Here is a 20,109-nt window from a genome sequence, read left to right as displayed (position 1 = left end):
AACTTCAGTTCAGTTAGGTGGAAGGTGCCTTTGGTACCTCTGCCCGCTAGGCAAGGCTTTGCCAAGCGGGAGATCGCGGCTTGATGGACCGCGGGTCATTCGAGCCGGCGAGCCGCAGCCAGAGTTTCACTCGCTGGCTCGCCCTTACGCGGAGATTTCGCTGCACTCAGGCTCCGACCTCTCCCCGCAAGCGGGAAGAGGTTGGTTCACGCGCTGCTCAGCTCACGCATACTTTCCGTGGCAGTGCTTGTAGCGCTTGCCGGAGCCGCACGGGCAATCCTCGTTGCGGCCGACCTTGCCCCAGGTGTCGGGGTTGGCGGGGTCGCGCACCACGGTGTCGACGCCCATCGGCGGCGCCAGCGCGGCGTTGGCATAGGCCATCTCGTCCTCGCCGGTGTTGGGGTCGAGCTTGTGCGCTTCCATCACGGGCAGTTCGGGCTGCACGTCCGGCGGCACGATCTCGACGCGCATCAGCTGAGCCGTCACCGCTTCGCGCAGGTTGCCGACCATCGCCTCGAACAGGTTGTAGGCTTCCGCCTTGTATTCCTGCAGCGGATCGCGCTGGCCATAGCCGCGCAGGCCGATCACCTGGCGCAGATGATCCAGCATCACCAGATGCTCGCGCCAGAGGTGATCCAGCGTCTGCAGCAGGATGGTCTTCTCGACGTAGCGCATCACGTCGGGGCCCCACTGCGCCACCTTGGCAGCCATGTGCTCGTCGGCGCGCTTCTCGATGCGGTCCAGCAGCTCCTCGTCGGCGATGCCTTCTTCCTTGGCCCATTCATCGACCGGCAGGTTGAGGTCGAGCACGCGGGTCAGTTCTTCCTTGAGACCAACCACGTCCCACTGCTCGGCATACTGGTTTTCCGGCACGTGCTTGGTGACCAGATCCTCGACGAAGGCGCGGCGCATGTCGGCGACGGTGTCGGCGACATTGTCCGATTTCATCAGGTCGACGCGCTGCTCGAAGATCACCTTGCGCTGATCGTTCTGGACGTCGTCATACTTCAGCAGATTTTTGCGGATGTCGAAGTTGCGCGCCTCGACCTTCTGCTGCGCCTTCTCCAGCGCCTTGTTGATCCACGGATGGATGATGGCTTCGCCTTCCTTGAGACCAAGCCGCGTCAGCATGGTGTCGAGCCGGTCGGAGCCGAAGATCCGCATCAAGTCGTCTTCCAGCGACAGGAAGAACTTCGAGCGGCCGGGGTCGCCCTGGCGGCCGGAGCGGCCGCGCAGCTGGTTGTCGATGCGGCGCGATTCGTGGCGTTCGGAGCCGATGATGTAGAGGCCGCCGGGCCGGGTCACGGTCTTGGCCGGCTTGCTGCCCTTGGCAGGCTCGGTCTCGACGGTTTCCTTGGCGTTCAGCACCATCTCGCGGAAGGTGGCAATCTCGGCCTTGATCTCCTCGATGCGCGCGGCCTTCTCGGCCTCGTCGGTCATGTCGGCGGTCTCGATCGCCGCCCGCATTTCCAGCGAGCCGCCGAGTTTGATGTCGGTGCCGCGGCCGGCCATGTTGGTGGCGATGGTGATCGCGCCGGGAACGCCGGCCTCGGCGACGATATAGGCTTCCTGCTCGTGGAAGCGCGCGTTCAGCACCGCGAACAGCTTCGCCGGCTTGCCGGCGCGCGCTGCGGCGTAGAGCTTGTCCATCGCCTTGGGCTTGTCGAATTCGATCTGCTTGTAGCCGTGCTTGAGCAGGTATTCGCCGAGCACTTCGGATTTCTCGATCGAGGCGGTGCCGACCAGCACCGGCTGCATCCGCGCATTGGCGCGCTCGACTTCGGCCATGATGGCGGCGTGCTTCTCGTTCTGGGTGCGGTAGACCTCGTCGTCCTCGTCGAGACGACCGATGCCGACATTGGTCGGCACTTCCACCACTTCCAGCTTGTAGATGTCGAACAACTCGTCGGCTTCGGTCAGCGCCGTACCGGTCATGCCGGCCAGCTTCTGATACATGCGGAAATAGTTCTGGAAGGTGATCGAGGCCAGCGTCTGGTTTTCCGGCTGGACGGTGACGTGTTCCTTGGCCTCCAGCGCCTGGTGCAGGCCTTCCGAATAGCGCCGGCCCTGCATCATGCGGCCGGTGAATTCGTCGATGATTATCACCTCGTCGTCGCGGACGATGTAGTCCTTGTCGCGCTGGAACAGCGAATGGGCGCGCAGCGCCTGGTTGATGTGATGTACGACGGAGACGTTCTCGACGTCGTACAGCGTCTCGCCCTTGAGCTGGCCGGCCTCGCGCAGCAGGGTCTCGATCTTCTCCATGCCGGCTTCGGTCAGCGTCACCGTGCGCTGCTTCTCGTCGACCTCGAAGTCGGTCGTCTTCTCGAGCTTGGGCAGGAAGGTGTCGATGGTGTTGTAGAATTCCGAGCGATCGTCGAGCGGGCCGGAGATGATCAGCGGCGTGCGCGCTTCGTCGATCAGGATCGAGTCGACTTCGTCGACGATGGCGTAGAAGTGGCCGCGCTGGACCATGTCCTCCAGCCGGTACTTCATGTTGTCGCGCAGGTAGTCGAAGCCGTATTCGTTGTTGGTGCCGTAGGTAATGTCGCAGGCGTAGGCGGCCTGGCGCTCGGCATCGTCGAGGCCGTGGACGATGACGCCCGTGGTGAGACCGAGGAAGCCGTAGATCTGCCCCATCCAGGCCGAGTCGCGCTTGGCGAGGTAATCGTTGACGGTGACGACGTGGACGCCCTTGCCGGCAAGGGCGTTGAGATAGACCGCCAGGGTCGCGACCAGGGTTTTACCTTCGCCGGTCTTCATCTCGGCGATGTCGCCCTCGTGCAGCACCATGCCGCCGATCAGCTGGACGTCGAAGTGACGCTGGCCGAGGGTGCGCTTGGCGGCCTCGCGGACCGTGGCGAAGGTTGGAACCAAGAGATCGTCGAGGCTTTTACCGGCAGCGAGCTGGGCGCGGAAATCCACCGTGCGGGCGCGCAAGGCCTCGTCGGAAAGGGCCGCGATTTCGGGTTCCAGGGCGTTGATCGCCTCGATCCGCGAATTGTAGGCCTTGATGCGGCGGTCATTGGCGGAGCCGAAAAACTTGCGGGCGAGCGCGCCGATCATAACGAATTCCTGTCTTTGCAGTTCGGCGTTGCCGCCGTGACGTGGTCCACCGGGTCGGCGGTCAATTCTGGACGCATCGCGGCAGGATCCCGACCCCGGAAGCCGTCGCGACATGAGTGGGAATTGCGCAATCCGAGGTTCAATGGCAGCCGGGCTTCAGATAACGGCGGCGCAGCCAAAAGCGCGCCATCGCCACCGGCCCGGTTTTGCAGAGATATGGCTGCCCCACAGGGTTGTCAACGGCGCGAACCTGTCAAGGATTTCATCATTTTGACAGAGTTTTCGCGTTGCCAAGACGGGTGCTTTGAGTGACTGTCCCGCCGACCCCAACAGCCCCTACTTGTGAGATAAGGATTTTCCATGACGATCGTATCGCCCGACAAGAAACCGGGCCAGCGCCCGGGGTTCGCCCTGGCCGCCGTCACAGGCGCTTTTGCGGTGGCATTGCTCTCCAGCGTTGCGGTCTATGCGCAGGATGCCAATCCGGTGCTGGCCAAGGTCAATGGCTCGGAGATCCGCCAGAGCGACGTGGCGATCGCCGAAGAAGAGCTCGGCCCCAGCCTGGCGCAGATGGATCCGGCGTCCAAGAAAGAGAACGTGCTGGCCTTCCTGATCGACATGAAGATCGTCGCCAAGGCTGCCGAAGACAAGAAGATCGCCGACCGCGAGGACTTCAAGACCAGGCTGGCCTTTGCCCGCAACCGTCTGCTGATGGACAACCTGCTGGCTGTCGAAGGCAAGGCCGCGACCACCGATGAGGCCATGAAGAAGGTCTATGAGGACGCTGCCAAGCAGATCACCGGCGAGCAGGAGGTTCACGCCCGCCACATCCTGGTGGAGACCGAGGCCGAGGCCAAGACGGTCGAGGAGGAGCTGAAGAAGGGCGCCGACTTCGCCGAACTGGCCAAGAAGAAGTCGAAGGATCCAGGTGCTGCCGATGGCGGCGATCTCGGCTTCTTCACCAAGGACCAGATGGTGCCGGAATTCTCCGCCGTCGCTTTCGCGCTGGAGCCGGGCAAGATCTCCGATCCCGTGAAGTCGCAGTTCGGCTGGCACGTCATCAAGGTCGAGGAAAAGCGCAACCGCAAGGCGCCGGACTTCGCGCAGGTCAAGCCGCAGATCGAGACCTACGTGGTGCGCAAGGCCCAGGCCGAGTTCGTCACCAAGCTGCGCGAAGGCGCCAAGATCGAGCGCATGGACCAGGCTGCCGCAACGCCGGCAATCGCCAAGTCCGCCGATGCCCCGAAGGCTGACGCACCGAAAGCTGATGCGCCGAAGCCGGCCGACAGCAAGATGGCGCCCGCCAAGAAGTAAGCGAGCGAAGTAAGTAAGCGCGAAGCTCCGATCTTCCCCTCTCCCGCCAGCCGCCGCAGCGGCGGCTGGCGGGAGAGGGTGGATCGAAGCCCCGCAAAGCGGGGTTCGAGACGGGAGAGGGCTCTTCTTTAGAGTTTGTGGCTCCCTCTCTCCCGTCCGCGCTTCGCGCGGCCACCCTCTCCCACGAGGGGAGGGGAAGATGGAGCCAAGACATGCGCGCGCTTTTGCTCAAACGACGACCGCAACAAAAAGCCCGCTTCCTCGCAGAAGGCGGGCTTTTGCTGTCGGAGAAGAGGTCTCAGCCGATCTTGCGGCCGATATCCAGGAACTTCTGCCGGCGCTGCTGGCGCAGCGTGGCGGCGTCGAGCCCGCGCAGGTCGTTGAAGGCTTGCGCAATGGCGTCGCCGGCGGTGGCGATCATCGCGGGCGCATCGCGGTGCGCGCCGCCGGCCGGCTCGCGCAGCACCTGGTCGATGACGCCGAACCGCATCAGGTCCTGGGCGGTGATCTTCATGTTGGTCGCGGCTTCCTGGGCCTTGGTGGAATCGCGCCACAGGATCGACGATGCCGCTTCCGGCGAGATCACGCTGTAGATGGCGTGTTCCAGCATCAGCACCCGGTTGCAGGTGGCGATGGCAATGGCGCCGCCGGAGCCGCCTTCGCCGATGATCACGGCGACATTGGCGACGCCGAGTCCGAGGCAGGCATCGGTGGAGCGCGCAATCGCCTCGGCCTGGCCGCGCTCTTCGGCGCCGATGCCGGGATAGGCGCCGGCGGTATCGACCAGCGACAGCACGGGAATGCCGAAGCGGTCGGCCATTTCCATCAGCCGGACGGCCTTGCGATAGCCTTCCGGCCGCGCCATGCCGAAGTTGTGCTTCAGCCGGCTTTCGGTGGTGTTGCCCTTCTCCTGGCCGATCACGCATACGCTCTCGCCCCGGAACCGGCCGAAGCCGCCGACCAGCGCCTCGTCGTCGCCGAACTTGCGGTCGCCGGCCAGTGGCGTGAATTCGGTGATCAGCGCGTCGATGTAGTTCATGCAGTGCGGGCGCTGCGGATGCCGCGCCACCTGGGTCTTCTGCCACGGCGTCAGATTGACGTAGAGGTCATGCAGCGCATTGGCCGCCTTGTCCTCGATGCGGCTGATCTCGTCGCCGATGTCGCTGCCGGAGGCGGCGAGCGCGCGCAGTTCGTCGACCTTGGAATCAAGTTCGGCGACGGGCTTTTCGAAGTCGAGATAAGAGCGCATGGATTCGGTCATTCACAACATATGGGGAATGGAGGCGGCGAGCGAAACTGCAGTCGCAGGCTTTTCAAGTCAAATGGCCTGCCAAGTCAACAATTACATGTTGAAAATCAACGGGTTATTTTTTACTCAAGGCCCGAAAGGTAACCCTATGAACACATCAACTGTCATGAATGATGGCGAGCCCGGCCAAAACCGTTTCGCATACGGTCGGGGGCAACGCACGCTGCACTGGACGATGGCACTCATCATTGTCCTGGCCATCGTGCTGGGCGTGATCGCGGCCTTCCTGCCGGTCGGCCAGCAGCCGCGCAAGGGCCTGCTGGAGATTCACAAGTCGCTCGGCATGACCGCACTGGTGCTGCTGATGGTGCGGCTGGCCTGGCGGGCATGGGCTGGCGAGCCGCCTTATCGCCGGCCGCTGGATCGCATGACCCATTGGGCCAGCCGCGCCGGTCATGCGGCGCTTTACGTCCTGATGATCGCCATGCCGGTGACTGGCTATATGTTTTCCGCCGCCGGCGGCTATTCGCTGCCGTGGTTCGGCCTATTCCAGTGGCCGCGGGTGCTGCCGCGCGACAAGGCCGTCACCGACTGGGGCGAGTTGCTGCACGATCGTGTTGCCTGGGTCATCGGTGCGGTGGTGCTGCTGCATCTCGCCGCGGTGGCCTGGCATCACTGGATCAAGCGCGACGAGGTGCTGTCGCGCATGACCGGTGGGCGCGGCCGGGACTGATCAGTCCTCGATCTTCTCATGGGCATCGGCGATGCCGCGCTTCCAGTAGCCGGCGGCCTTGACCCATGCGCGCGGATGGTTGCGCTCATCGACCATGTCGCCGCGCAGGTGGCGCGCGACGGAGGCTTCTGCGGCGATCCACACAAAGCCATCGCCGTCGGGAAACGAGTGGTCGGCAAGCGCCGCGTGCAGCAGTTCGGCGTCGTCGAAGTCGGCATGGCGTGTCACCCAATGCGGCGTCCACGCGGCGTGCGTGTCGAACTGCTGCCCCGCACCGGCGCCGCCGATGACGAAGGTGGTCACCGGAACGCCGGCGCGCAGTTCCTCGACCCGCCGGCCGATGGCCGGCAATGCGGTCTCGTCGCCGATCAGCAGGTACCAGTCGAAATCGTCGGGCACTACCGATGACCCGCGCGGCCCGCCGATCTGCAGCATGTCGCCCGGTTTCGCCGATGCCGCCCATTGCGTCGCCGGCCCCGCATCATGCAGCGCGAAGTCGATGGTCAGCATACCCTTGCCGGTGTCGAACCGTCGCGGCGTGAAGTCGCGACGGGCCGGTTCGCCGTCCCCATTGGGAAAGAACAGCTTGATGTGATCGTCATGCGAGGCGCTGACGAAATCGTGCAGTTCCGGCGACGCGAAGTTCACACGAAGCATGTGCGGCGACAGTTGCGCGATGGATTGCACCGTCAGCGTGCGGCGACGCAATTCGTGCCGCACGCGGACGGTCTGATGACGTTGATCGATATCCATCAGAGCCGCTCGATTTTTGCGCGGCTTCGTCGATCAATGCCACCGCCTGCAGCAGCCTGTCGCGGTCCAGTCCCTCGCCGAGCCGGTGCATCAGCACGCTCTTCAGGTTGTGCATGGCGCGGCGGACCGGCACGGAGTCGGTGCGGTCGCGCATGGCGGCGAGAGCGTCGAGCCGGGCGAACATCGCTGCCACCTCGGCGGCGTGGTCGGCCAGATGCGCGGTGCCCTCCGGCGTGACGGCGAACTGCTTGCGCGCGCCTTCGGTGAGTTGCTCGCTGATCAACGCCATGTCGCTGAGCAGGGTCAGGGTGGGATAGACGATGCCGGGGCTCGGCGCATAGGCGCCGCTGGTGCGCTCCTCGATGGCCCGGATCAGGTCGTAGCCGTGGCGCGGCTTGTCGGCGATCAGCTTGAGCAGCACGAGCCGCAACTCGCTGCCGTCGAACATCCGCCGCCGTCCGCCGCCGCGACCATGACCGCGACCGCTGTCGTCGGATTCCCAGCTGCCGCCTTCGCCGCGCTCATGCCCGCCACCGCGCGGACCGGCGTGGCGTTCCCCGCAGTGCCGACCCTCGCCGTGTAGTCCTTGCCCATGTCGTCCTTCACCGCCATGGCGTCCGTGGAAACGGCCACCCGGCTCCTGATGTCGAAAATTATACATCTTGTTACCTCTAAGTTTGGTTTTGATACCTCCAAGATATATCTCAATGACGAGCAGTCAAGATATATCTTGGATTATTTTAGAGCGAGGGAATTGTCGTCCAGGGAAGGAGGCGGGCTGTTCAGCCCTTCTCGGCCAACGGGTGCAGGTCGCGCACCAGGCTCTTGAGGCGCTCTTCCACCACATGGGTGTAGATCTGGGTGGTGGAGATGTCGGTATGCCCGAGCAGCGTCTGGACGATGCGGAGATCCGCGCCGTTGTGCAGCAGATGGCTGGCGAAGGCGTGGCGCAGCACGTGCGGGCTGACAAGTCGCGGCGACAGCCCGGAGGCGGCGGCGAGTTCCTTGAGATCGCGGGCAAAATGTTGCCGCGTCAGGTGGCCGCTTTCGCCGAACGACGGGAACAGCCATTTGGACGCCGCAGATTTCTTCGGCTGTTCGCGTTGCGCGGCATCCATGGCCGCGAGGTAGTCCGCCATCGCCTGCTTGGCGGTCTCGTTGAGCGGCACCAGCCGCTCCTTGTTGCCCTTGCCGCGCACCACGATCATGCGGGCGTCGCGGCGCGCTGCGGTCAGCGGCAGCGACACCAGTTCGGAAACCCGCAGCCCGGTCGCGTACAGGACCTCCAGCAGGCAATACAGCCGCGCCGCGCGCAGGCGCTGCGGCGCTGCGGCGTACGCTGCTGTGGCCAGCGTCTTGGCGCGGGTCAGCATGGCGTCCACATCGGCGATCGACAGAACCTTGGGCAGGCTGCGGCCGCGCTTGGGGCCGGACAGGATCGCCGCCGGATCATCGTTGCGAATGCGCTCGCTGAGCAGGAAGCGGAACAGGTGGCGCAGCGCTGACAGCCGCCGGGCTACAGTGGTCGACTTGAAGCCGCGACCGTCGAGATCCTCGAGGTAGTCGCGCAGCATCTGCGTGTCGGCAGCTAGGAACCCTGATTTGGCGTGGGCGGCAAACTCGGAAAAATCCTCGAGATCGCGGCGGTAGGCATCCAGCGTGTTCTCGCCGGCGCCCTGTTCGGCAGCCAGCATGTCGAGGAACAGGGCGGAGAGTTTGCCGTCGGAAGTTTTGCCAGTGCTCATGCGCCAATCATAGCGCACGAGCCGAATCTCCGAAGCTGTTTTCGTCAGGCGCGCGGCACGATCGACGTCGCCTGCGACCACACCACCATCCAGTGCCCGTCGCGCCGCTCGTAGGCGTCGGTGTGCCAGTAGTCGCCGGCCGGCACATGGTGGCCGCCGAACACCACTTCGAGACGCGCGCGATAGCGAATCACCGCGCTGGTTTGTTGCAGACGTACGGCGATGTTACCGGGCTCCCACACCAGATAGTTGATGTGTCCGCCGGCCACCGCGCCGAGATATTCGGCCTTCGACAAGGCCGCGCCGATCGGCGTGATCAACTGGAAGTCCGCCGCGTGCAGCGGTTCGGCCACGGCCATGTCGGCGCCGACCAGCGCGCGCAGCCGGGTGCGTTCGATGTCGCGAAGCTGCTCGGCTTGCGGGGAGGTCGGTTCGGCGAGGGATGAGGTCACAGGAGGCTCCGTTAAAGGGGATGCGAAGGGGTCAGGCGGCCGCGACGAGGCCGTGATCGATCAGGCTCTGGGCGGTGGCGCGAATGGCTTCGCGGGCCGGCCGCGGCTGCCATCCCAGCAATCGTTGCGCCTTGGCGGCGCTGACGCTGAGGTCGAGGTCGAGCTCGTTCACGATCATGCGCGACCGCGCGCTGAACGGCGCCATTATCCGGATCATCCAGTTCGGCACGTCGCCCGACGGCAACAGGGCAGCCCGCTCGGGAAAAGCCTCGGCGAGCACTGCCGCCATGTCGCGCATCCACAGAAACTCGCCGGCGGCGATGAAGCGCTGGCCGGACGCCTCCGGATGCGTCATCGCGCGGATATGGACATCGGCCGCGTCGCGCACATCGACGACCGCAACGCCGAAGCGCGGCACTCGCTTCAGTCCGCCGTTCATCATTTGCTGGATCAGCCCCACCGAGGTGCCGAACTCCGGCCCCAGCAGCGGGCCGAAGATGATGCCGGGGTTGATCACCGCGAGGTCGAGTCCGGTTTCCCCGGCAAAGGCCCAGGCCGCGCGCTCCGCCAGCGTCTTCGATTTGTAGTAAGGCGTGGCGCGCTTGCCGGCCGTATCGGTCCATTCATTTTCCGTAAAGGGCGCCACGCCGCTGCCGTGATTGGTGGCGGCGATCGACGAGGTCAGCACCACCCGCGTCACGGCGGCGCGCTGCGCCGCGCGCAGCACCCGCAACGCGCCATCGCGCGCCGGGCCGATCAGCTCGTTCTCGTCTGCTGGTATCCCGGCCGGAAAAGGTGAGGCGGTGTGGATCACGTAGCGGCAGCCGGCAGCCGCTTCGTCCCATCCGGCGTCGGCGCGCAGGTCGGCTTCGATGAAGCGGAGCCTGCGGCGGGCGGCCGGCGTCGCGCAAATCTGTTGCGCGATGCGGTCGGCATCGCCGAGGCGGCGAAGGCTGCCGCGCACAGCGTAGCCTCCCGCCAGCAATTGCCGGGCGATATGGCCGCCGAGAAATCCGCCGATCCCGGTCACCAGGACCGTGGAAAGCTCTGTCATGTTCAGTCCTTTTCGCGGGTAGCGAGAAAATTCAAATTAGACACATAGACATAATTTGTCCAATAGTCTTTTGACGCTTTGGACGGAGACTGTCAATCTGTCTGAATGACTGAACGCGATGCCAAATCCGACCACATCCTCGACGCGGCCCTCCCGGTGTTTGTTCGCCATGGCTTCCGCAAGGCCTCGATGGCGGACATTGCGCGCGCCGCGGGGATTTCGCGGGCGTCGCTCTATCTCAGCTTCAGCAGCAAGGAGGAGGTGTTCCGCGCCGGATCGACGCGCGCCCACGCCCGGACGATGCAGGACGTCGCGGCGGTGCTGGCGGGCCCCGGCGACGTGTTCGAGCGGCTCGAAGCTGCCGTCGCTGCGTTCCACCGCGGCCTGATCGCGCCGTTTGCCGGCAGCGCCGATGCGGTCGAGCTGTTCGACGTCAACATGGCGCTGGCCAGGGACATCACGCTGGCGGCTCGCGAAAGGCTGGTCGCTTTGCTGGCACAGGCGCTGGCCGATGCGCATCGTGCCGGTGTGATCGCCCCGGATCCGCTGCAGGCGCGGCCCGCCGATATTGCGGGCGTCATTGTCGCTGCGATGGACGGGATCAAGCACGCGCCCGGCGATGGCGGCCAACGCGAAGACCACATGCGGCTCTTCATGCGCCTGCTGCGCGCCGCTATTTCTTGAGAAACTTGTCCGGCTGGATGGTCACGGTCATTTCCCGCGGCTTCGGCGTGACGAAATTGGCCAGCGCGTAGATCGCCGCATAGCCGATGCCGCCGATCACCGCGACGACCGTCAGAAAGCGGAACAGGCTGGGCATAGCGGGGAACTCAAGGCGGCGATGGAGGTCGGGCGCGGCAGGGCCGAGTAGCAGCATGTTCGATGGGTTGTTGCAAGAGTCTGTGGCAACGGCGGCAGCCGGGGTAGTATAGGTGACGCCAAATGTGGCAATCGTTGCCATATTCGTTTGAGTGCCCGATGTCGCAGACCACCACCACCACCCAGCCAGCCGGCGCCAGCACATCCCAGGAGGCCGACATCGTCGCCGCCCTGGGACGGCGTTCGGTCGTGCTGGTCGGGATGATGGGCGCCGGCAAGTCCACGGTGGGGCGGCGGCTCGCCAGCCGGCTGCGGCTGCCTTTCATCGATGCCGATACCGAGATCGAGGCCGCTGCCGGCATGTCGATCCCGGATATTTTCGAGACCCACGGCGAGCCGCATTTCCGCGACGGCGAGGCCCGGGTGATCGCCCGCCTGCTTGAGAGCGGGCCGCAGATCCTGGCCACCGGCGGCGGTGCCTTCATGCGCGAGGACACCCGCGCCCGGATCCGCGACAAAGCCATCTCCATGTGGCTGAAGGCCGACGCCGACGTGATCCTGCGCCGGGTCCGCCGCCGCACCGGCCGCCCGTTGCTGCAGACCGCCGATCCCGCCGCGACCATCGGGCGCCTGATCGAGCTGCGCCATCCGGTCTATGAGGCCGCCGAAATCACCATCGCCTCGCGCGACGTGCCGCACGAAAAGGTCGTCGACGAATGCATCGCGGCGCTGCACGACCATCTGTTGCACGCCAATATCGCGGCCGGCGTCATCACCGGGCCAAGCGAGCCCCTGAGCAGGACATCATGACCGCGCCTTTGAAACATTCCGATCCGATCACTGTCGAGGTCGCGCTCGGTGATCGTACCTATGACATCATCATCGGCCGCGACGTGCTGCCGTCGCTGGGCGCGCGCATCAAGGCGCTGCGGCCCGGCGTGCGCACCGCCATCGTCACCGACCGCGCCGTGGCGAAGCACTGGCTGAAGGCGACCGAGGCATCGCTGGCCGAGGCCGGCATCCCGACCTCCAGCTTCGTGGTCGAGGAGGGCGAGGGCTCCAAGAGCTATGCTGGTCTGGAAAAGGTCTCTGAGGCGCTGATCGCCGCAAAGATCGAGCGCAACGATCTGGTCATCGCGCTGGGCGGCGGCGTGGTCGGCGATCTCGCCGGCTTTGCCGCGGCGATCCTGCGCCGGGGCGTCGATTTCGTGCAGGTGCCGACCTCGCTGCTGGCCCAGGTGGATTCCTCGGTCGGCGGCAAGACAGGCATCAATTCGCCGGCCGGCAAGAACCTGCTCGGCGCCTTCCACCAGCCGGTACTTGTGGTCGCCGACACCGCGGTGCTCGACACGCTGTCGCCGCGCCAGTTCCGCTCCGGTTACGCCGAGGTCGCCAAATACGGCGTGCTCGGGGACGAGGCCTTCTTCGCCTGGCTGGAAGCCAACCATGCCGACATCGTGCGCGGCGGTGCCGCTCGCGAACACGCCATCGCCACCTCATGCCGCGCCAAGGCCGGCGTGGTGGCGCGCGACGAGCGCGAGAACGGCGAGCGGGCGCTGCTCAATCTGGGCCACACCTTCGGCCACGCGCTGGAGGCGGTGACCGGCTTCTCCGATCGCCTGTTCCACGGCGAAGGCGTTGCGGTCGGCATGGTGCTGGCGGCGCAATTGTCGGCGCAACTCGGCATGATCGCAGAGAGCGACGCGCAGCGCGTGCAGCGTCATCTCGTCGAGGTCGGTCTGCCGACGCGGCTGCAGGACATTGCCGGTTTCACCCAGGAAGGCCTGGCCGACGCCGATCGGCTGATGGCGCTGATGGCGCAGGACAAGAAGGTCAAGCGCGGCAAGCTCACCTTCATCCTGCTGCAGGCGGTGGGGCAGGCGGTGATCGCCGGCGACGTCGAGCCCGCCGTCGTCCGCGACTTCCTTCAGACAAAACTGGCCGGATGAGCGCGTTCGGTCTCGTGTCCCGGACGCGGTGCGATGCGCCGCCCCTTGGCGGCGTCATGCACTGCAGAGCCGGGACCGTGCAAAGCGCCGGCGTTTCTGGCGGTCCCGGCTCTGCGGAGCGGCACAAGTGTGCCGCACCGCGTCCGGGACAAGTACAAGGCTGTATCCGACCCCAAATATCGGCGACAAGGCCTGGCATTCGCAGGGCCAGTGCGGGACCAACATGAACTCGACTGTTTCCAACCTGCTGATCGCCTTTTTCCTGCTGGCGGCGAATGCCTTCTATGTCGCGGCCGAATTCGCGCTGGTGTCGAGCCGTGGCTTTCGCGTCAAGGCGATGGCCGAGCAGAACCGCTTCGGCGCGCGGCTGCTGCAGCAGATGATGAGCAACGTCGAGGCCTACCTCGCCTGCTGCCAGCTCGGCATCACCATGGCTTCGCTCGGGCTCGGCTGGGTCGGCGAGCCCACCGTCGCCGCTTTGCTGAAGCCGCTGCTCGATCCACTGGGCCTGTCGGAGTCGGCACTGCACTTCACCTCGTTCCTGACCGGCTTTCTGGTCTTCTCGTCGCTGCATATCGTGATCGGCGAACAGGTGCCGAAGACGCTGGCGATCCGCCAGCCGGAGCCGGTGTCGCAGTGGATCGCCTATCCGCTCTACGTCTCCTACGTGCTGTTCTGGCCCTTGAACTGGCTGCTCAACAACGCGTCGCGCACGGTGCTGCGGCTGCTCGGCGTGCAGGAAACCTCGCAGCACGAGATTCTCACGGGCCGCGAGATCGAGGGGCTGGTGGGCGAATCCGCCGAGCACGGCAAGATGGAAAGCGGCGAGGCCGAATATATCCAGAACGTGTTCCGGTTCGGCGACCTCGCAGTGTCGGACGTGATGGTCCATCGCACCGCGATGGTGACGCTGAACGCCGACCTGCCGTCGGAGGAACTGGTGCGCGATGTGCTGGCCACCGAATACACCCGGATTCCGCTGTGGCGGGAGAAGTCGGAAAACATCATCGGCGTGCTGCACGCCAAGGACCTGCTGCGCGCGATCCGCGCAGCCGACGGCGATACGTCGAAGATCGACGTCGCTTCCATCGCGCTGCCGCCATGGTTCGTGCCGGAGATGCGGCCGCTGTCGGATCAGCTCAAGGCGTTCCGCCGCCGCAAGACCCACTTCGCGCTGGTGGTGGATGAGTATGGCGAAGTCGAAGGCATGGTGACGCTGGAAGATATCCTGGAGGAGATCGTCGGCGACATCTCGGACGAACACGACGTGGTGGTGGCCGGCGTCCGTGCCCAGCCCGATGGCTCCGTGGTGGTGGACGGTTCGGTGCCGATCCGCGACCTCAACCGCGCCATGGACTGGCATCTGCCGGACGAGGAGGCCACCACGGTGGCCGGCCTGGTGATCCACGAGGCGCGTTCGATCCCCGAACGCGGCCAGAGTTTTACCTTCCATGGCTTCAGGTTTCGCGTCCTGCGCCGCGAGCGCAACCGCATCACCGCGTTGCGCATCGGCCCGGTGCCGACGGAGCCCGAGCCGGAACAGAAGAAGCCGAGGGCGGGAACCGCCTTCTAGGAAGCCTCGCCCGGTGCCAGCGCCTTGACGGCCAGGGCGTGCACTGTCCCGGCCAGTTCCGCCGCCAAAGTAGCGTTGACCATGCGATGGCGATCGATCCGGCTCTTCCCTTCGAAGGCCCGCGATACAATATTGACCCTGAAATGGGTCTCGCCGCCCGGCCGATGGCCGCTATGGCCTTCATGCAGGTGGGACTCGTCGATCACGTCGAGGCTTTGCGGAGCGAAAGCCTCTTGCAACTTCTTTGTGATGTCATCTTTGGCGCTCATGGAAGAGAATTAACGCCGCTTCCGCGGGATCGTCAATTGCGATGGTCTGCGGCGCAACACAGGTAGGGTAATCGCAATGTCAAGACTTGAAGCTTTTCGTGTTGCGTTGTCATAGTCAGCCATGGCCATCGACTCATCCAAGTTCTTCGACAGCATCCGCATCAAGCCTAACAAGCTGAGCGCCAAGCAGCAGGCTGCCGCGCGCGAAGAAGCGCAGATGTGTGAGGCGCCCAATTGCAAGAACAAGGGCGGCCATCGCGCCCCCAAGGGCCGCGGCAATGACAAGGAATACTGGCACTTCTGCCTGAACCATGTCCGCGAATACAATCAGGGCTACAATTTCTTCCAGGGCATGGCCGCCGACGCCGTCGCGCGCTATCAGAAGGACGCGTTGACCGGCCACCGTCCGACCTGGAAGATGGGCGCCAACGGCACCAAGGGCAAAGGCAAGACCGCCGAGGCCGATCTGGAAGGTGCCGCCGATCCGTTCGCCATGTTCAGCGAGCTCAACGGCCGCGCCAGCTGGCGTCCCGGTCCGGGCTCCCGCACCGAGGCCCCCAAGGCGGAAACCCGCAAGATCTTCAATGCCGAGCGCAAGGCGCTGCAGGTCATGGGCCTCGGCCCCGATGCCACGCTGGAAACCGTGAAGTCGACCTACAAGGCGCTGGTGAAGCAGCACCATCCCGACGCCAATGGCGGCGACCGTTCCACCGAGGATCGGCTGATCGAGATCATCAAGGCGTATAATTATCTGAAGACCGTGGTTCGCGGATCGTAGCGTCCTAACCTCTCCCCGCCCTTTGCGGGGAGAGGTCGCTGCGTCTTCGCGGCGGGTGAGGGGCGAGGCACGCGATCTGCCGCTTGCTCATGCGATCGACACGCTTGGCCGTCACGAAATGGCTGCGCGACAGGAAAACCCGGAAGATCGGGTGACCATCGTGCCTCGCCCCTCACCCGAAGCCCTCGCTGCGCTCGGACTTCGACCTCTCCCCGCAAAGGGCGGGGAGAGGTTAAGATCAGAGGTCCAGACACAAAAAGCCGGCGCGAAATTCGCGCCGGCTTTTTGTTGAACGTCGAAACCTCAGTTCAGCTTGGCGCGGACCTCAGTGATGCCCTTGGCGAGCAGATCGTCGGCAACCGAACCCTTGACCGACTGCGAGAGGATCGTGGTCGCCGCGGTGGCGGCGGCATCGGCTGCGGCAGCGCGGACGTCGGCCAAAGCCTGAGCTTCGGCCAGCGCGATCTTGCCTTCCGCCGACTTGGTGCGGCGGGCGACGAAATCTTCCATCTTGGTCTTGGCTTCGGCGGCGATGCGCTCGGCCTCTTCCTTGGCGGAGGTGATGATGTCGGCGGCCTCGCGTTCGGCCGCGGCGTGGCGCTTCTTGTAGTCCGCGAGCAATGCGGCGGCTTCGTCGCGCAGCTTGCGGGCATCGTCGAGCTCAGCCTTGATCCGGCTGCTGCGGTTGTCGAGTGCTTTCAGCAGGGTGCGGTGAATGCCGAAATAGCCGAACACCGCCATCAGGATGACGAAGGCGACGGCAACCCAGAATTCCGCTTGTAAACCGAACATCGCTTATCCCTTCAACGAAGCATCGAGCGCGGCGTTGACGACGCCGGCGTTCGGGCTGGTGCCGGTGAGGCGTTCGACGATGGCCGAAGCGGTGTCTGCGGCGATGCCGCGGACATTGCCCATCGCCTGCTCGCGCATGGTGGCGATGGTCTTTTCCGCCGAAGCGAGCTTCGCAGCGAGGCTCTCTTCCAGCCTGGCCTTGGCCTGTTCCTGCTCGGCATTGAGTTTCTCACGCACCTCGGCCGCCATCGCCTGTGCCTTGGCGCGGGCAGTGGCGAGTTCGGTCTCGTAAGCCTTCAGTGCCAGATCGGAATCGGCCTTCAGCTTCGCGGCTTCGTTCAGGTCGGTGTCGATGACCTTCTGCCGATCCGCAAGGACGCCGCCGACACGCGGCAGCGCCAGGCGCGATACGATCAGATAGAGCAGGCCGAACGCGATCGCGAACGACACCAGCTGTGAAGCGAAGGTGTTGCTCTCGAACGGCGGGAACGAAGCCTTGTGCCCACCGTCAGCCTCGGTGTGCGCTGCCGCACCCTTGGATTTGCCCTGACCTTCAGCCACAGCAGTCTCCTTATCGATCGGAAACGCCCCGCGATGGGGGCGCAAACCGGATCAGTTTCTGGCTTAGACGGCGAACAGCAGCAGGAGCGCGATCAGCAGCGAGAAGATGCCGAGCGCTTCAGTCACGGCGAAGCCGAAGATCAGGTTCGCGAACTGGCCCTGCGAAGCCGAGGGGTTGCGCAGCGCGCCGGCGAGGAACTGGCTGAAGATCATGCCGACGCCGATGCCGGCGCCGCCCATGCCGAGACAAGCAATGCCTGCGCCGATGTACTTAGCTGCGATGGGATCCATGGTAAAACTCCTTCTGGGATAGGTTATGAGAGAGGTGAGGGGTGATTTCGGCCGGGTCGCTTAGTGTCCCGGATGAAGGGCGTCGTTGAGGTAGATGCAGGTCAGGATGGTGAACACGTAGGCCTGCAGGAAGGCGACCAGCAGTTCCAGCGCGGTCAGCGCCGTGGTCATCGCCAGCGGCAGGACTGCGCCGAATACGCCGATGGCACCAAGTGCGCTCAGCGACGTCACAAAGCCTGCAAACACCTTCAGCGTAATGTGGCCGGCCAGCATGTTGGCGAACAGACGGACCGAATGCGACACCGGACGGGACAGGAACGAGATCACCTCGATCACGGTCACCAGCGGCAGGATGTAGATCGGAATGCCGTGCGGCACGAACAGCTTGAAGAAGCCGAGGCCGTTCTTGTAGAGGCCGTAGAGCAGCACCGTCAGGAATACCATCAGCGCCAGCGCCACGGCGACGATGAGATGGCTGGTGACAGTGAAGGTGTAGGGGACGATGCCGATCAGGTTCGCGGTCAGGATGAACATGAACAGCGAGAACACGAACGGGAAGAACTTCATTCCCTCTTCGCCGATGCTCGATCGCACCGTGCCGGAGACGAATTCGTAGGACAGCTCGGCGACCGACTGGAAGCGGCTCGGGATCAGCGCGCGTCCGGCGCTGCCGCCGATCATCAGCACCGACACCAGCGCCACGGCGCCGAACATGTAGGCCGAGGAATTAGTGAAAGCGATTTCCTGGTTGCCGATATGGCCCAGGCTGAAGATCTTGTGGATCTCAAATTGATGGATCGGATCGGCCATCCACGTCGGTCTTTCATCTCTGCCGGATCGCCCGGCAATTAAACGCTGCGCAGGTGCGCGCGAAATCTATGGCGTCCGCCCGACGCCGGCCGAGCGCATCACGTTGATCACGCCGGCGACAAAGCCGAGCAGCATGAACACGATCAGCCCCCAGGGCGATGTCGGCAGCAGATGATCCAGGCCCCAGCCCAGAATCGTGCCGACGACAACGCCCGCGACCAGTTCCGAAGAGAGCCGGAGACCCACCGCCATGGCCGAAGCCCTGGACTGTGCGTTTCCGCTTCCAGTTTCGGATTGGTCAGTCTGAACTTTGCGGTCATCCTGAATTTGGGACAATCGCCGATGCAGACTTCCGAGCCTTGCGGAAAGCGCAGCCTCGTCAGGAGGCGGTTTCCCGCCACTTCCGCTCCCGCCATCATTGTCCCGTGTGTCGTCGGTCATGCTCTCGACACCCGAAAAAACGCTGCAATTGCTGGAAATAACGCCCCGTTACCCTTCAAAGCCGGGCGGACCATACTTAGCACGTCCTGCCAAGTCAAGATTGCCTGATCATCGCTTAGCACGTTGATTTGCTTGATTTTATTGCGAAAAATCGCAGCCGGCTGCGTGCGATCGCCGCACTGCACAGTGAGTTTTACAGTGATCTGTCTTGCGCCATCCGGCACGCTCTGGTCCGATGCCGGCGCTTCGCCAAATTATCCCCGCCTGGAGACCGCATGTCCCGTGAGATCGACTACTATTTTTCGCTGCCGTCGCCTTGGGCCTATATCGGCCACAAGCCGTTCCGGGAGCTGGTAACCACTTACGATCTCAAGGTGAATCACAAGCCTGTGTTTCTTGGCGAACTGTTCGCCGAGACTGGCGGACTGCCGCTCGGCAAGCGCCACCCGGTGCGCCAGCGCTACCGGATGCTGGAATTGCAGCGCTGGCGCGCCAAGCGCGGGCTCGATTTTCACCTGCAGCCGAAGGCATGGCCGTTCAATGGACGGTTGGCCGACGGCGTGGTGATTGCGGCGCTCGAGGCCGGCTTCGATCCCGATGCGTTTCTTTGCCGCGCCTATCCGGCGGTGTGGGAAGACCAGCTTGACCTCGCCGATGCCGCCACGCTGGTCCGCCTCGCCGACGAGTCCGGCCTGCCGGGCAAGCAACTGGTGGAGCGCGCCGGCTCTGACGCCATTGGCGCCATCTACGCGCAGAACCAGCAAGACGCGCAGGCCGCGGATGTGTTCGGCTCGCCGGCCTATGTGCTGGATGGCGAAGTGTTCTGGGGCCAGGACCGGATCGAATTGCTGGCCGATGCGTTGAAATCCGGCCGCGCGCCCTTTCGCTCCGAGGCGTAGAATAGGGCGGGCGATTCCTCAGGGAGCCTTGCCATGACCCTTGCGACATCTTCCGGTCTGCGTGTCCTGCAGCCCGCGGCGTTGGCCGCGGCATTGGCCTGTCTCGGCGGCAGCGCCCAGGCGCAGGCGCTGCCGGACATCGAGAACGGCCGCTACACCCTGTCGCCCATCGCCGATGGCGTGGTGCGGCTCGACACCCGCACCGGCATGGTCTCGACCTGCACCGACAAGGGCACTGGCTGGGCCTGCTACGCGATGCCCGACGAGCGCGCAGCGCTCGATGCCGAGATCGGCCGGCTGCAGAAGGACAACGAATCGCTGAAGGCACAACTGGCGGCACGCGAGCCCGTCGCGCCCGGCAAGATCGACGAGCCGCTGCCGAAACAGGACTCGCTGAAGAAGCCCGATCCGAAAGTCGCCGATGGCACACGCAAGCTCGAGATTCCGCTGCCCAGCGATCGCGACATGGACCGCATGATGGCCTTCGTCGAGAACGCCTGGCGGCGCCTCATCGATATCGCCAGCCGGGTCCAGCGCGACGTCAGCGGCAAGATCTGAGCG

General features: G+C 64.7%; 25 protein-coding genes. 9 read left to right on the top strand and 16 right to left on the bottom strand.

What is annotated here, in order from left to right:
• Positions 1 to 222: 222 nt before the first annotated feature.
• A complete protein-coding gene (gene secA, locus ONR75_RS31230) occupies positions 223 to 3,066 on the bottom strand; it encodes a preprotein translocase subunit SecA (RefSeq protein WP_265080660.1) in 2,844 nt (947 codons plus the stop codon).
• 360 nt (positions 3,067 to 3,426) lie between these two features.
• Between secA and ONR75_RS31225 the strand changes: the two genes are divergently transcribed.
• Positions 3,427 to 4,380, top strand: coding sequence for a peptidylprolyl isomerase (locus tag ONR75_RS31225; protein ID WP_265080659.1), 954 nt, complete (start codon positions 3,427 to 3,429; stop codon positions 4,378 to 4,380).
• Positions 4,381 to 4,678: 298 nt separating this feature from the next.
• Here the strand turns inward: ONR75_RS31225 and ONR75_RS31220 are convergent, their stop codons facing one another.
• Entirely contained in the window at positions 4,679 to 5,641 is a 963-nt protein-coding gene (locus ONR75_RS31220; RefSeq protein WP_265080658.1) for an acetyl-CoA carboxylase carboxyltransferase subunit alpha, read from the bottom strand.
• Between ONR75_RS31220 and ONR75_RS31215 the strand changes: the two genes are divergently transcribed.
• The gene (locus ONR75_RS31215; RefSeq protein ID WP_265080657.1) at positions 5,628 to 6,362 is read left to right on the top strand and encodes a cytochrome b; all 735 of its coding nucleotides are present in this window, start codon (positions 5,628 to 5,630) and stop codon (positions 6,360 to 6,362) included. The two genes, ONR75_RS31220 and ONR75_RS31215, sit on opposite strands and share 14 nt — an antisense overlap.
• On the opposite strand, the gene ONR75_RS31210 is transcribed toward ONR75_RS31215, so the two are convergent.
• From ONR75_RS31210 to ONR75_RS31185, 6 genes are all read right to left on the bottom strand, one after another.
• A complete protein-coding gene (locus ONR75_RS31210) occupies positions 6,363 to 7,019 on the bottom strand; it encodes a siderophore-interacting protein (RefSeq protein WP_265080656.1) in 657 nt (218 codons plus the stop codon).
• Complete coding sequence (locus ONR75_RS31205) at positions 6,961 to 7,563, bottom strand: PadR family transcriptional regulator (RefSeq protein ID WP_265080655.1); 603 nt, start codon at positions 7,561 to 7,563, stop codon at positions 6,961 to 6,963. Before ONR75_RS31205 ends, ONR75_RS31210 begins: the two co-directional genes overlap by 59 nt.
• Entirely contained in the window at positions 7,521 to 7,748 is a 228-nt protein-coding gene (locus ONR75_RS31200; RefSeq protein ID WP_265080654.1) for a hypothetical protein, read from the bottom strand. The genes ONR75_RS31205 and ONR75_RS31200 overlap by 43 nt, the downstream gene beginning before the upstream one ends.
• A 149-nt stretch (positions 7,749 to 7,897) precedes the next feature.
• Positions 7,898 to 8,860, bottom strand: coding sequence for a site-specific tyrosine recombinase XerD (gene xerD, locus ONR75_RS31195; protein WP_265080653.1), 963 nt, complete (start codon positions 8,858 to 8,860; stop codon positions 7,898 to 7,900).
• A gap of 44 nt (positions 8,861 to 8,904) precedes the next feature.
• Positions 8,905 to 9,312 (bottom strand): nuclear transport factor 2 family protein, encoded by a 408-nt coding sequence (locus ONR75_RS31190; protein WP_265080652.1) that lies wholly within the window; start codon positions 9,310 to 9,312, stop codon positions 8,905 to 8,907.
• Positions 9,313 to 9,343: 31 nt separating this feature from the next.
• On the bottom strand, positions 9,344 to 10,366 hold the full coding sequence (locus ONR75_RS31185; RefSeq protein ID WP_265080651.1) for an SDR family oxidoreductase: 1,023 nt from the start codon (positions 10,364 to 10,366) through the stop codon (positions 9,344 to 9,346).
• A gap of 105 nt (positions 10,367 to 10,471) precedes the next feature.
• Here ONR75_RS31185 and ONR75_RS31180 point away from each other — a divergent pair, with 105 nt between their 5' ends.
• Positions 10,472 to 11,050, top strand: coding sequence for a TetR/AcrR family transcriptional regulator (locus ONR75_RS31180; RefSeq protein WP_265080650.1), 579 nt, complete (start codon positions 10,472 to 10,474; stop codon positions 11,048 to 11,050).
• On the opposite strand, the gene ONR75_RS31175 is transcribed toward ONR75_RS31180, so the two are convergent.
• Positions 11,040 to 11,186, bottom strand: coding sequence for a histidine kinase (locus ONR75_RS31175; protein ID WP_265080649.1), 147 nt, complete (start codon positions 11,184 to 11,186; stop codon positions 11,040 to 11,042). The genes ONR75_RS31180 and ONR75_RS31175 overlap by 11 nt on opposite strands.
• 158 nt (positions 11,187 to 11,344) lie before the next feature.
• Here ONR75_RS31175 and ONR75_RS31170 point away from each other — a divergent pair, with 158 nt between their 5' ends.
• The 3 genes from ONR75_RS31170 (at position 11,345) to ONR75_RS31160 (ending at position 14,707) form a co-directional block, all read left to right on the top strand.
• Entirely contained in the window at positions 11,345 to 11,995 is a 651-nt protein-coding gene (locus tag ONR75_RS31170; RefSeq protein WP_265080648.1) for a shikimate kinase, read from the top strand.
• Positions 11,992 to 13,134, top strand: coding sequence for a 3-dehydroquinate synthase (aroB, locus tag ONR75_RS31165; RefSeq protein ID WP_265080647.1), 1,143 nt, complete (start codon positions 11,992 to 11,994; stop codon positions 13,132 to 13,134). The genes ONR75_RS31170 and aroB overlap by 4 nt, the downstream gene beginning before the upstream one ends.
• A 223-nt stretch (positions 13,135 to 13,357) precedes the next feature.
• Positions 13,358 to 14,707 (top strand): hemolysin family protein, encoded by a 1,350-nt coding sequence (locus ONR75_RS31160; protein ID WP_265080646.1) that lies wholly within the window; start codon positions 13,358 to 13,360, stop codon positions 14,705 to 14,707.
• Here the strand turns inward: ONR75_RS31160 and ONR75_RS31155 are convergent.
• Positions 14,704 to 14,976, bottom strand: a complete 273-nt coding sequence (locus tag ONR75_RS31155; protein WP_265080645.1) for a BolA family protein — start codon at positions 14,974 to 14,976, stop codon at positions 14,704 to 14,706. The two genes, ONR75_RS31160 and ONR75_RS31155, sit on opposite strands and share 4 nt — an antisense overlap.
• Before the next feature lie 121 nt (positions 14,977 to 15,097).
• On the opposite strand from ONR75_RS31155, the gene ONR75_RS31150 reads away from it, so the two are divergent.
• Positions 15,098 to 15,754: a J domain-containing protein gene (locus tag ONR75_RS31150; RefSeq protein WP_265080644.1), complete on the top strand. Its 657-nt coding sequence runs from the start codon at positions 15,098 to 15,100 to the stop codon at positions 15,752 to 15,754.
• Between the two features lie 303 nt (positions 15,755 to 16,057).
• Here the strand turns inward: ONR75_RS31150 and ONR75_RS31145 are convergent, their stop codons facing one another.
• The 6 genes from ONR75_RS31145 to ONR75_RS31120 all read right to left on the bottom strand — a co-directional run bounded on the left by ONR75_RS31145 (position 16,058) and on the right by ONR75_RS31120 (position 18,873).
• Positions 16,058 to 16,546 (bottom strand): ATP F0F1 synthase subunit B, encoded by a 489-nt coding sequence (locus ONR75_RS31145; RefSeq protein WP_265080643.1) that lies wholly within the window; start codon positions 16,544 to 16,546, stop codon positions 16,058 to 16,060.
• Between the two features lie 3 nt (positions 16,547 to 16,549).
• Positions 16,550 to 17,107 (bottom strand): F0F1 ATP synthase subunit B', encoded by a 558-nt coding sequence (locus ONR75_RS31140; protein ID WP_265080642.1) that lies wholly within the window; start codon positions 17,105 to 17,107, stop codon positions 16,550 to 16,552.
• Positions 17,108 to 17,170: 63 nt separating this feature from the next.
• Entirely contained in the window at positions 17,171 to 17,398 is a 228-nt protein-coding gene (locus ONR75_RS31135; RefSeq protein WP_143571636.1) for a F0F1 ATP synthase subunit C, read from the bottom strand.
• A 60-nt stretch (positions 17,399 to 17,458) separates the two neighbouring features.
• Positions 17,459 to 18,208: a F0F1 ATP synthase subunit A gene (locus tag ONR75_RS31130; RefSeq protein ID WP_265080641.1), complete on the bottom strand. Its 750-nt coding sequence runs from the start codon at positions 18,206 to 18,208 to the stop codon at positions 17,459 to 17,461.
• A gap of 66 nt (positions 18,209 to 18,274) precedes the next feature.
• Positions 18,275 to 18,649, bottom strand: a complete 375-nt coding sequence (locus ONR75_RS31125) for an AtpZ/AtpI family protein (RefSeq protein WP_265080640.1) — start codon at positions 18,647 to 18,649, stop codon at positions 18,275 to 18,277.
• Positions 18,646 to 18,873 (bottom strand): hypothetical protein, encoded by a 228-nt coding sequence (locus ONR75_RS31120; RefSeq protein WP_265080639.1) that lies wholly within the window; start codon positions 18,871 to 18,873, stop codon positions 18,646 to 18,648. Before ONR75_RS31120 ends, ONR75_RS31125 begins: the two co-directional genes overlap by 4 nt.
• A 51-nt stretch (positions 18,874 to 18,924) precedes the next feature.
• Between ONR75_RS31120 and ONR75_RS31115 the strand changes: the two genes are divergently transcribed.
• Both ONR75_RS31115 and ONR75_RS31110 read left to right on the top strand, forming a co-directional pair.
• Positions 18,925 to 19,548: a 2-hydroxychromene-2-carboxylate isomerase gene (locus tag ONR75_RS31115; protein WP_265080638.1), complete on the top strand. Its 624-nt coding sequence runs from the start codon at positions 18,925 to 18,927 to the stop codon at positions 19,546 to 19,548.
• 33 nt (positions 19,549 to 19,581) lie between these two features.
• Positions 19,582 to 20,106, top strand: a complete 525-nt coding sequence (locus ONR75_RS31110) for a hypothetical protein (RefSeq protein WP_265080637.1) — start codon at positions 19,582 to 19,584, stop codon at positions 20,104 to 20,106.
• The last annotated feature ends 3 nt before the right edge of the window (positions 20,107 to 20,109 follow it).

The sequence above is a fragment of the Rhodopseudomonas sp. P2A-2r genome, from assembly GCF_026015985.1.
GTDB lineage: Bacteria > Pseudomonadota > Alphaproteobacteria > Rhizobiales > Xanthobacteraceae > Tardiphaga.
Note: the sequence above shows the minus strand (reverse complement) of the source record. Positions and strands in the feature narration are given on the sequence as shown.